Source organism: Bradyrhizobium sp., from assembly GCF_049519115.1.
Lineage (GTDB): Bacteria > Pseudomonadota > Alphaproteobacteria > Rhizobiales > Xanthobacteraceae > Bradyrhizobium.
This window is the reverse complement of the sequence record NZ_JBEKRB010000100.1, coordinates 1-12,131: the sequence shown is the minus strand read 5'-3', so window position 1 is coordinate 12,131 and position 12,131 is coordinate 1. Positions and strand designations below refer to the sequence as shown.

Here is a 12,131-nt window from a genome sequence, read left to right as displayed (position 1 = left end):
TTCTCGACGTTTTCCATTGCGCAATCTTGAGTTTATTTTTAATTTTTTGCCAAAGCAGGCCGCACACTTTGCAAGTATGACGGTTGCCGACCATGGATACAACTGTATTTCTTGCATGGATTTGCTGATCGAACGGGTTCGGGATCCGCAGTGCCGCGAACCCGCGTGCGTGTTTGAACCGGCTCAATCGACGTTTCGAGGACACAAGTCCGCAAAATCGGATGCGACCCAGGCCGATTTGCTTTGATCAATGCCGACTTGATCCGGGATTTGACGCTGATAACGTGACGCAAGCGAATAAAAGTGGAAGGAAAGGCGGATGCAATACCGCCATCTCTATTACTTTGTGAAGATCGTCGAGGCTGGCAGTTTCTCGCAAGCAGCGAGAACCATCCATGTGGCTCAACCTGCCTTGAGCCAGCAGATCGGCGAGTTGGAAGCATCGCTGGGAGTTGCCCTCCTGCATAGAAGTGCGCGGGGCATCAAGCCGACGCCCGTAGGCCAAAGACTGTATGAAGAGGCTTCCGCAATTTTGCGGCGGTACGAAAATCTACCGGCTTTAGTGCGTTCCAGCGTTGGCGATATCGAAGGGCTTGTCAGCGTGGGAATGCCCGCGTCGCTGTCCACGACGCTTGTCGGGCCATTCATCGCGCAATGCCGCGCCACCCATCCCAAGATCACGCTCAGGTTCATCGACGGTGACAGCGAGTTCCTGCGCGAGGAAGTCGAAAAGAAGCGTTTGGACCTGGCCTTTGCATTTGAAGACGAGTTTTTCCCGGTGGTGCACCGGCAGCCGCTTTTTCGGCAGAATCATTATTTAATCAGCAGTGTGTCCACGGCGCCCATCTCGGCGGCAACGATTTCGCTCGCCGAGGTCTCCAGGATTCCATTGATTTTGCCGGCCGGCCTGAACGCGCGCCGCGTCGTCATTGAGCGCACGTTCGCCGAAGCCTGTCTTCCTTTGAATATCGCTGCTGAGGCTGTCACGGTCGCGAGCGAACTGTCCGCCGTTCGCGCTGGCGCGGCAAGTACCATTCTCAATCTCGGCGATATGTCCGGTTTCGGCGATTTTGCCGAGCCGGTGCTGATCGAGCCGACATTTTATATGACCTGTTGTCTGATTTGGTCGAACGACGTTTCGCTGACCGTCGCGGCCGACAGCGTCAGGACATTGCTCACGCAATTCATCAAGGAGCATATTGAAAGAACCAAACGTCCGGGAGCGGTTTGGATCGCTTGAGCGCTAGCAGTTGCAGCTGACACTCAGCCAGGTGAGATCCATTCCAGGCCGCGCATGTCTGCCTGACGTGTTCGGTGCGCCATGAATTTCAAGAGGCAGCCGTGGAGTGCCTCTGCCGCACCCGTGAGAGGCAGGTTTCCGGACCGGACAATCGAGCAAGTGAGATGCATCGACGGTTCAATCAAGATCGGCTTGGCGAAGGCCTGCGGGCCGAAATGCGACATATCACCGACTGGGAGAATCGTGCATCCAACCTCGTTACGAACAGCCCACATTTCGCTGCTGAGCGAATCGGCTTCCTGAACCACGCGATGGCTGAGCTTTGCATTCGCGAAAGTACGATCGATGAGATCCCGGCGGCCGTTCCCCGGCGCAGGAAGCACAAGCGGGAATTCGGCGAGCTCTCGAAGCGTGATCGTTTCCTTTCCCTCGAGAAGCGGGGTTGCCGATATGACATACAGCCTCTGGCGAAACAGCGGTGTTCGAATGACCTGCGCCGCGAGTCCATCTTCGTAAATGATCGCGAGGTCGAGAGCTGTCGAGGTAATCTTGCTCGCAAGCGACAGGCTGTCTCCGTCCGAGAGACGAACGTTGACTTTCGGCAGCGTCGATCGGCACTCCTCGATCAGCCCTCCGATGATCTTGGGTGCGAGCGAGATCGCGATTCCGAGATTGACCAGGCCTTCCGCCTCGTCGTCGGGGGGACGAATGAGTAGCGGCAGTTGATCCAGCTGATTAAGCAGACCGGTTGCCTCCTTGTAGAGAGCCGTTCCGGCCGCGGTCGGGCGCACGCCTCGCGCACTGCGTTGCAGCAGCGACACGCCGAGTCGCTGTTCCAGTTCAGCGATCTGTTGACTGAGGGCCGGTTGCGCGACGTGGACCACCAGGGCGGCTTTGGAAAAGCTGCCTGCTTCCACGATCTTCACGAAATATCTCAATTGACGAAATTGCATTTGATATTGCCCAATATGCGTCAGTATCCACCGAAAAGCTGACGGTCGGCAAGGTGACAAACGTTGCGCGGGCAGAGGAGCGCGTTTCATGTGGAGCGCGATCGAAAGGCTAAACCAGCGCGCGCGGTTCTCGGCGACAGGCTTATATCGTCCGACAATGCCGGGCTTGTCTGGATTGTGCGCTGCACCGAAGTCGCTGCCTATCTCGACTCAGATGCTGACGGCGGCGTGGATGGCACGGCAATGTTCGGCCAGGCCGCCATGCGAGATTACGAATTGTTTCAATGGGGTCTCGATCTCGTAAAAATAAATGTTGGCGATAAAGCCATAGATTGCCGCGTCGATCTCAGTGGGTTTGTCGCCATGCACATAGCCATGTGGTGGGATCAAGGTCGCGAGCGCGGCGAGATCGGCTATTCCACGGGCCATTGCGGCCTCGGGCTCGAAGCGGCCGATGCCCTGGTAATAGTAACGCTGGGCGTTGAATTCCTTGGCCTTCATGAGCCCTTCGTCCGTCAGGCTCGGATGTTCGCGCTTGAGCGCATCACGAAACTGGTGCCAATAGCGTCCGTCTTTCCAGCGGGAATACGACATAACCCAATAGAGATCGTCGAGTGTGCGCGTGATCAGGAGATTGGTCGTGCGCCGCGCCGGCGACAATGCCGCGTCCAGTGTCACGCCGTATTTTCTCGAAACATGGGCGATGATGGTGTCGCTATCGCCGACACGATGCTCGCCATCGACAATGTAGGGCAACTGTCCGCGCGGCGCATTCGACGCATCGAATATGTGCTCGTGTTTGAATGGCACACCGGCGAGCTTCAGAAAAGCAAACACCTTGAGGCCATAGCCATTGTTGTCGGCGACGCCGAAGAGTGGCGGATAGGAATAAAGCGTCAGCATGATCGCCCCTCGGTCGGTCCAGGATCGCTGCCGGTACCTTCAAAAACCGAAGGCTGCAAGCTTCCGAGTTTGATGATCGAGGTAGGCCTGGCAGAATGCGAGCTGCCAATTCGATTGTTGGTCTCAAGCAGATCGTCGATATCTATCGCGTTTTTGGCGGCGTCGAAAATATCGTCAGGAACGGGCTCGCGACGCGAGAGATCCAGCATGTCCTGATTCTTGCGAACAAACGGCAACATCCGCCTTTCGCAGCGTTCGAAACCGGCTGCAAAGTCTTTGGGGCTCCGCGCCAGTTCCCGGGCGAGAACGAAAGCGCCGATCAGGGCCAGACCGGTGCCCTGTCCGGTGAAAGGCGATGGGCAGTAAGCCGCGTCGCCAACAAGCGTCACGCGGCCTTTCGACCAGCTTTCCATCCGCACCTGCGCCAAGGCCCCGATATAGAAATCGTCGGTCGCGAACATTGTTTCGATAAGGCGAGGGATGTCTCCGCCCAGATGGCCGCAGCGCTTCGCGACCAAAGCCTTTTGCGCGGCAGGGCTGCCTCGCGCGTCGTCTTCCGGAAGCAGTCCAAAGCCGAGATTGACGCGGAGCTCTTTATTGTCACGATCTGGATAGACCACATATCCCGAGGTGTCGTCGCGATAGGCGATTTGCAAATCCTGCAGGTTCGACATATTGGGAGCCGTAAAGATCGCGAGCACGACGCCGAGCGGCCGGATAAAAGCCGGGTCATTGCCGAACACAATGTGCCGGGTGTTCGAGTAAACTCCGTCGGCTCCAATGACGAGGTCGAAACGTTGAGGTGCTGCTGTTTCGAAACTCACGGAGACGCCGGTGTCGTCTTGTTCGAGGCCGGTGATCGTATCGCCATACCTGTAAGACGCCGCTGCGTGGCCGGCGTTCAGGAGAAGAACGGCAAGATCGTCGCGCAGGATCTCGATATCGCCGCTGTTGAATCGGCCGCCGCTGATCGTACGCTCTTCGGTGCGTGACACTTCCCGGCCGTCGATATCGACCGTCGACATCCCCTTGAGTCGGGTTCGCATGGATGCGACCCGATCGAGCAGGCCCATGGCCCTGACGATCTTGAGCGCTGGGCCGCGAATGTCGATCGCCTGACCTCCCGGGCGCGGGGCTTTCGCGCGTTCGATCACGGTGACGTCGAAGCCGGCTTTGGAGAGCCAGTAAGCCAGCGTCGGGCCCGCAATACTGGCGCCGGATATCAGCACTCTCGACATGGGCAAACTCCTTTCAGATTTTAGCAAGCCAGAGCGCCGGAAAGTTCAATTTCGATTTGGCGCACCATCGGTTTCGGACTATGACGCGCAGTCGCTGGGCGCGGCCTCACCAGAAAACCTGTCCGCAATCCAGCGCACGACCGCCATTGTGCTTGCCTGAGCGGCGCGGCCGTGTCCGATGTTGGGCAGCATCATCATTCTCACCTTGCTGCCGGCCGCGCACAGCTTTTTCATGTAATTCTCCGTGACATCCGGCCGGATGATCTGGTCGATCGTTCCCTGCACCAGGAAGACAGGCAGGTCCGAAGGAAGCGGGCCCGGCGTATTCTTTTCCAGCAAGGAGTGCCAGGGTTCGACGTCGGCCGGACCTTTTGTCGTCAGGAAGTGCTGTTCGAGCGGCTGCTCGGTTCGTTGCCGCTCGACCAGATCGAACGGACTCTCGATGCATTCGCGCGCCAGCCTATCGACGGTGGGCATGGCGCTGGGGTCGAGGATGTTGTTCAGCGACGCGTCGTATACACGATGCCATGACCAGAGAGTCATTGCCGTGATGTTCTTGCCGCCGACTGAATTGATGTCGTCGTTCATCAGTGTGACAAGATCGGTTGCCGGTGCTGCCGCGGCGACGCCGAGCAATGTCAGTTCCGGGGCGTAGCTTTTCGCTAGCAGTCCGGTGAATATTGCGGCCTGGCCGCCTTGCGAATGGCCCCACACCGTGAAGCGCTTTCCACCGCCGGCGCCGGGCATTGTCGCGGCAACACGGACAGAATCGATCACGGCCCGGGCTTCGCTGTCACCGACCAGATAAGGATGGGTCTCGGGCGTACCAAGGCCGGGATAGTCGGTGGCCGCAACAACGTAGCCATGCTCGACGAATGATCGCAGTCCCTGCATCTGCTGGAACAGGAAGATCGCGAGTGACGGCGCGCAAGCTGGCGCGACGCCGGACGTCGGGTGTGCCCAGGCGACGATGGGGCGTCCTTCCGGCGGCGGATCGCCCTCGGGGACGATGACTACGCCCGACACGAAGATCGGCTCTCCCTTCATTCCGGTTGATCGATAAAGGACGCGATAGGCGGTGGCGCCGAGCGGCGCTCCCTCGATGATCTCCTGGCGGACCATTGTGCCTGGTTGACCAGCGAGCAGTGATCTCGGAGCGTCATAGAACGGGGTCTGCGCCGAAGCCGTGGTCACATAAAACGAGAGCGGCAGAAGGGCTGCCGCAAGCATGAGCTTGCGGCAGATTGAGACGAAGCGGGCGGACCGGCGAAACAATGTCGATGTCATGGTCGATGTCATGGCTCACATCCCGTACAGGAGTTTCAACTGGCCGCTAGCGCGCAGCGCAATGGTGATGCCGTCCGCGGGCAGATAGACTTTCTCGAGTTTCGCGGAATCGAGATGGCCTTCCATCCGGAAGCCGTCCTTCAATGGCCGCGTCAGCTTGCCGTTCGCGGCATTGAGAAGGTTCTGATAGGCCACGCCATAGTCCGCGCTCACGTTGCTCTGCAACTGCGCCACGATGGGGTCGATCATGGGTGACAGCTCCTCGTCATTGGTGATGACGCCGAGACCGGTCAAGCGTACGGCGTGGCCATCGGCATCGACCTGAAGTGCTGCGGTCAGATAGACCCAACGCCCGGCACTGGGATCGCTGTCGGCACCCTTGGCGATGCGAAGACCGACCACCAGTTTACCCGCAGACGGGTAGACGTCGACGTCGCGGACCGACAGGGCCGCCACCGGCGGCAGCATGGCGATCGCCTGGGCGATCTTGTCCTTCAGCACGTCATAACCGACATGGACCGGCAGAATCACGTCGAACGAACCGGGCTCGCTGACCTCATGACCTAGCGCGGGTAGCGGCGTCGGCGTTACGCCTGCCGGCGCCCGCCCGACCACCGTCGCAGCCGAGCCGGACAGTTGCAACGATCCGCTCAACACGGTTGAGCTCGCCCGCACGCCGGCGAACGCGACGCTTTGCGGCGTCAGCTGCAACCACATCGGCGGGTCGTCGGAGAGTTGCACGGGCGTGAAAGCGTGCTGCCATGCGGCCTCAGCCTTGCCATGGAGGTCGAGCCGCCTTGCGGCAGCGAGCGCACGTTCGCGAACGCGAGCGAGCTGGTCGTGGATGCGCGGTTCGGCATATTTCGAGAGCTGAATGTCGCGACCGAGAACATGCATCACCGGCGGTTCGCTCCAGTGAAAGCCGTCACTGAAATTCAGATCGACCGACCAGTCTTTTGTCAGCTCGGGATGAGCTCCCGCCTCGATGGTTGCGCTGGCCTCGGTCTGGCCATGGATTCGGGCGGTGAACCGATTGGCCCCCTGACCCTCGAGCGCGCCATAGATCGGCACCGACCCGTAGACGCGATCGCCGCGGCCGTAGAGCGATACCGGGCCGGACCGGTTGACGTAACCGTAGATGTCGCAATTGGCGTTGACGCGGAAAAACAGCACGCGCCGATGTACGCAGCTGACCTGCTCGTCGATTGTCGCAAGCCGCTGCGGAATGTCGGCCTCGATATCCGACGCCAGGGTTCGCAATCCGAATTCGACAGTCGCGGAGATGCGCGAGTCCGTCGAAAACGGCGCCACCGTGTCGGGAGAAACCGGCGGCTTGTCGGCGGCGAATGAACTTGAGCCGAATCCGAGAAGGCCGAGCGCGGCAAGTCCGGCGCAGGCCGATCGGGTTGTGGCCGAACGGTCGCGGCGATGTCGCAAGATCGAAGTTGATGTCATGATGAAGCACCTTGTTGGTTTGAAGCTTGACGCGACCAATGATCGAGCGGCGCATCAAAAACAAATATTGCTTTGATATGCGGGTATCGGAGCGGCATATGGCCGGAGTTTTTTCGGCTGCGTCTTGAACAGGCTCAACGCGTTACAGCGCAAGCCCGCGTGTCGTGTTTATTCGTGTGATGCTTATTGCGCGCGCGCAGCATTGCGTCGCTTCCAGTGCGGTATCGGCGCCAATAGCAACAGCACAGTCAGGCCGAGTGCGCCCCCGATCACCGTTTCCCACAAACGCGCAAGCAGGATGCCGACCGAGTGCTCGCCGTTTGCCGCCAGGGTGACGATCAGCGCGAACGCGTAGGCGCCGCTGGCGATGTCATAATGTTCCGGTAACGCGATGGCGTAGATGACCATCGCAGTCGCTGCCGCGAACCAAAGCTCCAACGGCGCTTGAGCCGCCAAAGGCAGCAATGCAATCGCCAAGGGAACACCGATCGAGGTCCCGGCGATCCGTCGGCAAACGCGATCGATCGTGCCACGCGTCGAGTCTGCGACCACGTAGGTGCATGCCGTGATGGCCCAGGCCGATTCCGTCAGCCCGACAAAATGTCCGAGGATGACGATGGACGCGGACGCTATCGCGGCCTGCGCGCCCATGAAGAAGGCGGTGGAGGCGGCGCGGGCATCACCGGAGGATGAGGACGCGATTGCCGGCTGCTCGGCCGGACCGCTCAGCATTCTCGGAATCACCGAAGCCGGAATCGCGAGCGCGACCGCCAAAACGATGGTGCCGACATCGACGCTGTTCGGGCCGACATTATAGGCGAGGAGTTGTCCGATGAAGAGTTGCGAGCCGATTCCGGTGCCGCGGATACCGAATTTCCTGAGAAACCCGACGCAAAAACTACCCGATATCAATGTCAGCTCGGACCAGCCCGCGCCGAACAGCGATGCGAGAATGACGAAACCGGCAGCGCCGACGCCCGCCGCGACGCACAGCAACACCAGGTCGCAAGCGGATTGGTAGCGCGTCGTGCGGCCTTCTGACACGCTTGCCCACAGCGCAAAGCCGGCCGCAAGTAGACCGAGCGACGGGCCGTGTGGCTGCGCGATTTGAGGAACTGTCGCAAGCAGTGCTGCGAGGCCGAATGCGGTCACGAGTCGCAATCCCTTGATACGACGATGCGTACCGGGATCGATTCGCTCAAACCAGCTGCCGATCGAGATCAAAAGCTGTTGCATGCTGCGCTACGACAATTTCAAGATATTTCGAATCGCCCGCGCCGTGCGGCGGCGTCAATCTGACCGACCGCACGGCACGGGGATGCTTCGTTATTTCCAGGAGCCGTTGGGCAGCCGGCCATGATAGGGCGTGTTGCGGCAGTGACCCCACGGACCGCGCCAATAGCCGGGAGGGCAGCCGTTTCCGTTCCGATAGGCGCCGTAATAGCCGCCCGGATAGGGCCCGTAACCGAACCGGTGGCAGGCGCCACCAGGGCCACGATACTGGTTAGGTCCGCAACCATCGGCGGCGGCGGCAGGCTGCGTCATCATCAGGGCGGATCCCACAGTCAATGCCGCGATCGCCGCCAATATCGAAGTCGTCTTGAACATTTTTATCTCCTGGAATTCATATTTTGTTTCCAATCTTGCCGCCAAACGGGCGGTTCAATCGATGGCCGCGAAATAAGCGGATGAGTTCGGCAGCACAAATACGACTTCGATATGCAGGTATCGGCGATCGCGATGGCATGCGCGAACCGGCGCGATTGCGATGTTCGGGCGATAAGCGCGAACGATAGCTGCATAGCGAGACGATATTTGTGTTTCGACGGCGGCTGGTGTTTTTCGCGGCTCATCCGCCATGAGGCGGTTAACTCTCAATAACAGGAGCACGAGATGAAAAACAAACGGCAGACATTAACCGTCATGGGCAGCATGCTGGTCGTAGCGGCAATGGCTTTGACAGCCCCGGCGTTCGCCGCGGGAACGCCGCAGCAGCGAGCCGCATGCATGGGAGACGCGTTCCGGTTCTGCAGCGAGGATATTCCGAACGTCGGCAAGATCGAGGCTTGTCTGCTGCAAAACCGCGAGCGGCTTCATCCTGCCTGTCAGGCCCAATTCGACAGCGACGGCTCCAGCCACATTCAGCCCGAACATTTCCGGTAACACGATGATCAGTCCTGAGCGCGATATCGCCGGCGCCTTTCTTCTCGTCTATGCCGGGTTGTTTCCCCTGGTCAATCCGCTCGGGGCGGCGCCAATGTTCCTGTCGCTGACCCGCGACGCGGCCGGAGACGATCGCAACAAGCTCGCATTGAGTGTTGCGATCAACAGCTTCCTTCTGCTGCTCGGCGCGATGCTCTTCGGCTCCTATATCCTGCAATTCTTCGGCGTCACGATCCCGGCTGTGCGGGTCGCGGGCGGTGCGCTGGTGGCCTTCATGGGCTGGAATCTCCTGAATGGCGCCGATCGGCCGAATGCCGAATCGTCGCCTGATATCGGTTCGTCACGTGTGGCGCATGACGCGTTTTATCCTCTGACATTGCCTCTCACCGTCGGTCCCGGCTCGATATCGGTTGCCTTGACGATCGGCGCGCACCACGCCAACCGCGCCGACACGGAACAATTCGTGCTCGTGCTTTGCTCCGCATTGCTCGGCCTGTTGGCGCTCGCGTTCACGGTCTACCTGACATACCGCTTCGCATCGCCGCTGGCGCGGTGTCTTGGAAGCGCCGGCGTCAACGTCATGGTCAGACTGTCCGCCTTCATCCTTGTCTGTATCGGGGTTCAGATCGCCTGGGGCGGCCTGAGCGAGCTGATCGGAAGTTTGCACGAAGGGTCCTTGCCCGATTTGCAGGGCACGGCGTTGCTCGCTTTGTGAGCAATCGCAGACGCTAATGCCGGTATAGCGAAGTCATATTTGCGATCGGATGTCGGCCGGCTCATTGGTGGCGGCATCACAGTCCTGGAGTCATGCGATGACGATCGACAATCTCTACATCTCCCGGCTGCTTCGGGAATTGCAGCGGTCCGGTCGCACCGCGGTCGTCCGTCACGATGGCCTGGACATCTCCGGCGATGCGTTTCGCGCCTCGATTTTCCGATTTGCAAGGGTTTTGCGGGATCTCGGAATCGGTCGCGGCGCGCTGCTCGGCATGTTCGCGCCGAACCGTCCGGAAGCACTCGCGCTTCGATATGCGGCCCATGTTCTTGGTGCGGCAACGGTCTATCTCTCGGCTCCGGCGACGAAGGCACAGCGTCAGGCTCTGATCGAACGAATCGCGCTGGATCTACTGGTCGTTTTTCCCGAGACCGCGCGATATCTCGCTGATACGGCCGAAATGCGCTTTGCCACGGTCGGCTTCGACAAGGCCGGATCGATCGGCAGACTGGACACACTGGCAGCATTGGCGTCTGCGGAACCCATACCGGTCGCGGCTGAGCCAAACGACCTTGCCGTTGTGTCGTCCTCGGGCGGTTCGACCGGCGTGCCGAAAGGCAGCTGCCGCAGTATTGCTCGCTACACTATGATGGTCAGCGCGCCGAGTCCGAGAGATCGTGTCCAGCTCATCAACGGCCCGCTTGCCTATCTCTCTCAGGTGCTGGTCGATATCACGCTGCTGGGAGGCGGCAGAGTGATTCTCCGCCCGGCGTATGAAGCTGTCGACACGCTTTCGACCATTGAGGCCGAGGGCGTCACCGATCTGTTTTTGGTCGAGCCACAGCTGTTCGACCTGATGGACGACGCGGCGCTGACATTCTACGACCTGTCGTCGCTTCGTTGCTTGACGCATATCGGCGCGTCGGCGCCGAGAACGCTGAGGCTGCGGGCTCGCGAGCGGTTTGGGTCGATCGTCGGACATGTCTACGGTGCCAGTGAAATGGGCTTGGTGAGCGTCCTCGCGCCGGCAGACCATGATCTGTCGCGCCCCGGGATCTTCACATCGGCCGGCCGGGTCCTGCCGGGAATTGGCGTTCGACTGCGGCGCGCCGACGGTCATCTGGCTGATGCCGGCGAGGCCGGTATCATCGAGGTGCATTCACCGGCCATGGCCAGCGGCTACCGCAACAACTCCGGTTTGAGCGCAGAACATTTCCGCGATGGCTGGTACGTGACCGGGGATCTCGGCCGCTTGGATCAGGATGTGCTTTTGCATATCCTGGGACGTGCGGCAGATATCCAGGAGATTGACGGCGTTCTTGTTACGCCGACCGACATTGAAGATGCGCTGTGCGGGCTTCCGGCCATCCGCAATGCCGTCGTGGTTCGAAGTCCCGACTCGCGACTCACGATCGCTGCCGTGATCGCGTGGCCTGGGATGCCGGTTGCAGCGCGGGAATGCCGCCAGGCCGTATCGGATCGCTTCGGCGGCGCCGTGACCGGATCGCTTGTGGTGGTGATGGTCGATCGCATCCCGCTGACGGAGCAGGGAAAGCCGGATCGTGCGGCGATCACGCAGATGGCGAACTGCCTGCGGGCCGCCTGACCTCGTCCGCGGCTACGATCTTCAATCATTCTGGATGATGAGTCGGGCCGACTGTGTGAGCGGTGCCGGGAGAAGCCGGCCTGACCTGAAGGCCGATCGTTCAGTCCCTAAGTCTTCGACGCTGGCAACGACATCGCGTGAATGCAAAACAGGCGCGACCGTAATAGCGCGCCTGTCTCCTTTCTGCTCATGCGAGCTCTGCGCCGTATCAGTAGCCGCCGCCGCCATGTTGATTGGCAAACTGGACGCCGGCCTGGGTTTCAGACATTGCCTGCCGCACCAGATTCATTGCGCGCTCACGGTGTCCGCCCTTGTTCGGGGTCGATTGCTGCAGCGACTGCAGCGCTTCCTGCAGCGAACCCAGCGCGCGTTCCATGGTGCCCTGATAGGCCTCGGCGGCTTTCACGGTCGCGCCGATCAGCCCGAAAGTAGCGAGGCCGGTGGCCGCGGTGGCGGCAAAGCCGCGGCGGGAGATTTTGGTATCGATCATTGTCGTTTTCCTTTTGCAAGATTTCAGCGCAGTGGCTCCGCAGACAAAATGTCCGGTCGCGTTGCGTGGCGCTTCAGTCGC

General features: G+C 60.3%; 13 protein-coding genes. 5 read left to right on the top strand and 8 right to left on the bottom strand.

From position 1 onward, the window contains the following. Window positions 1–247: hypothetical protein (locus tag ABSE61_RS34310; protein ID WP_423875624.1), on the top strand; the 247-nt coding region annotated here is incomplete at its 5' end. A gap of 72 nt (window positions 248–319) precedes the next feature. Continuing rightward, on the top strand, window positions 320–1,240 hold the full coding sequence (locus ABSE61_RS34305) for a LysR family transcriptional regulator (protein ID WP_423875622.1): 921 nt from the start codon (window positions 320–322) through the stop codon (window positions 1,238–1,240). Window positions 1,241–1,263: 23 nt separating this feature from the next. On the opposite strand, the gene ABSE61_RS34300 is transcribed toward ABSE61_RS34305, so the two are convergent. From ABSE61_RS34300 to ABSE61_RS34270, 7 genes are all read right to left on the bottom strand, one after another. Then, window positions 1,264–2,193 (bottom strand): LysR substrate-binding domain-containing protein, encoded by a 930-nt coding sequence (locus ABSE61_RS34300; RefSeq protein WP_423875621.1) that lies wholly within the window; start codon window positions 2,191–2,193, stop codon window positions 1,264–1,266. Window positions 2,194–2,403: 210 nt separating this feature from the next. After that, the gene (locus ABSE61_RS34295) at window positions 2,404–3,096 is read right to left on the bottom strand and encodes a glutathione S-transferase C-terminal domain-containing protein (protein ID WP_423875620.1); all 693 of its coding nucleotides are present in this window, start codon (window positions 3,094–3,096) and stop codon (window positions 2,404–2,406) included. Beyond that, window positions 3,090–4,334, bottom strand: coding sequence for an FAD-dependent monooxygenase (locus ABSE61_RS34290; RefSeq protein WP_423875619.1), 1,245 nt, complete (start codon window positions 4,332–4,334; stop codon window positions 3,090–3,092). The genes ABSE61_RS34295 and ABSE61_RS34290 overlap by 7 nt, the downstream gene beginning before the upstream one ends. A gap of 78 nt (window positions 4,335–4,412) precedes the next feature. Continuing rightward, entirely contained in the window at window positions 4,413–5,633 is a 1,221-nt protein-coding gene (locus tag ABSE61_RS34285; protein ID WP_423875618.1) for an alpha/beta fold hydrolase, read from the bottom strand. 3 nt (window positions 5,634–5,636) lie between these two features. Next, window positions 5,637–7,076: a DUF4403 family protein gene (locus ABSE61_RS34280; protein WP_423875617.1), complete on the bottom strand. Its 1,440-nt coding sequence runs from the start codon at window positions 7,074–7,076 to the stop codon at window positions 5,637–5,639. A gap of 183 nt (window positions 7,077–7,259) precedes the next feature. Beyond that, window positions 7,260–8,312 (bottom strand): FUSC family protein, encoded by a 1,053-nt coding sequence (locus ABSE61_RS34275; RefSeq protein ID WP_423875616.1) that lies wholly within the window; start codon window positions 8,310–8,312, stop codon window positions 7,260–7,262. 90 nt (window positions 8,313–8,402) lie between these two features. Then, a complete protein-coding gene (locus ABSE61_RS34270) occupies window positions 8,403–8,624 on the bottom strand; it encodes a hypothetical protein (RefSeq protein WP_423875625.1) in 222 nt (73 codons plus the stop codon). Between the two features lie 345 nt (window positions 8,625–8,969). On the opposite strand from ABSE61_RS34270, the gene ABSE61_RS34265 reads away from it, so the two are divergent. From ABSE61_RS34265 to ABSE61_RS34255, 3 genes are all read left to right on the top strand, one after another. Continuing rightward, window positions 8,970–9,239 carry a hypothetical protein gene (locus ABSE61_RS34265; RefSeq protein ID WP_423875615.1) on the top strand — a complete coding sequence of 90 codons (270 nt, stop codon included), beginning with the start codon at window positions 8,970–8,972 and terminating at the stop codon, window positions 9,237–9,239. A gap of 4 nt (window positions 9,240–9,243) precedes the next feature. Beyond that, window positions 9,244–9,954, top strand: a complete 711-nt coding sequence (locus ABSE61_RS34260) for a MarC family protein (RefSeq protein ID WP_423875614.1) — start codon at window positions 9,244–9,246, stop codon at window positions 9,952–9,954. Between the two features lie 97 nt (window positions 9,955–10,051). Then, complete coding sequence (locus ABSE61_RS34255) at window positions 10,052–11,560, top strand: class I adenylate-forming enzyme family protein (protein WP_423875612.1); 1,509 nt, start codon at window positions 10,052–10,054, stop codon at window positions 11,558–11,560. A 208-nt stretch (window positions 11,561–11,768) separates the two neighbouring features. Here ABSE61_RS34255 and ABSE61_RS34250 read toward each other — a convergent pair whose 3' ends face one another. Further along, complete coding sequence (locus ABSE61_RS34250; RefSeq protein ID WP_423875611.1) at window positions 11,769–12,050, bottom strand: hypothetical protein; 282 nt, start codon at window positions 12,048–12,050, stop codon at window positions 11,769–11,771. Window positions 12,051–12,131 lie beyond the last annotated feature (81 nt).

Coding starts and splice junctions, on each gene's coding strand:
- ABSE61_RS34305 (WP_423875622.1), top strand. CDS start 320: ATGCAATACCGCCATCTCTATTACTTTGTGAAGATCGTCGAGGCTGGC.
- ABSE61_RS34300 (WP_423875621.1), bottom strand. CDS start 2,193: ATGCAATTTCGTCAATTGAGATATTTCGTGAAGATCGTGGAAGCAGGC.
- ABSE61_RS34295 (WP_423875620.1), bottom strand. CDS start 3,096: ATGCTGACGCTTTATTCCTATCCGCCACTCTTCGGCGTCGCCGACAAC.
- ABSE61_RS34290 (WP_423875619.1), bottom strand. CDS start 4,334: ATGTCGAGAGTGCTGATATCCGGCGCCAGTATTGCGGGCCCGACGCTG.
- ABSE61_RS34285 (WP_423875618.1), bottom strand. CDS start 5,633: ATGACATCGACCATGACATCGACATTGTTTCGCCGGTCCGCCCGCTTC.
- ABSE61_RS34280 (WP_423875617.1), bottom strand. CDS start 7,076: ATGACATCAACTTCGATCTTGCGACATCGCCGCGACCGTTCGGCCACA.
- ABSE61_RS34275 (WP_423875616.1), bottom strand. CDS start 8,312: ATGCAACAGCTTTTGATCTCGATCGGCAGCTGGTTTGAGCGAATCGAT.
- ABSE61_RS34270 (WP_423875625.1), bottom strand. CDS start 8,624: ATGATGACGCAGCCTGCCGCCGCCGCCGATGGTTGCGGACCTAACCAG.
- ABSE61_RS34265 (WP_423875615.1), top strand. CDS start 8,970: ATGAAAAACAAACGGCAGACATTAACCGTCATGGGCAGCATGCTGGTC.
- ABSE61_RS34260 (WP_423875614.1), top strand. CDS start 9,244: ATGATCAGTCCTGAGCGCGATATCGCCGGCGCCTTTCTTCTCGTCTAT.
- ABSE61_RS34255 (WP_423875612.1), top strand. CDS start 10,052: ATGACGATCGACAATCTCTACATCTCCCGGCTGCTTCGGGAATTGCAG.
- ABSE61_RS34250 (WP_423875611.1), bottom strand. CDS start 12,050: ATGATCGATACCAAAATCTCCCGCCGCGGCTTTGCCGCCACCGCGGCC.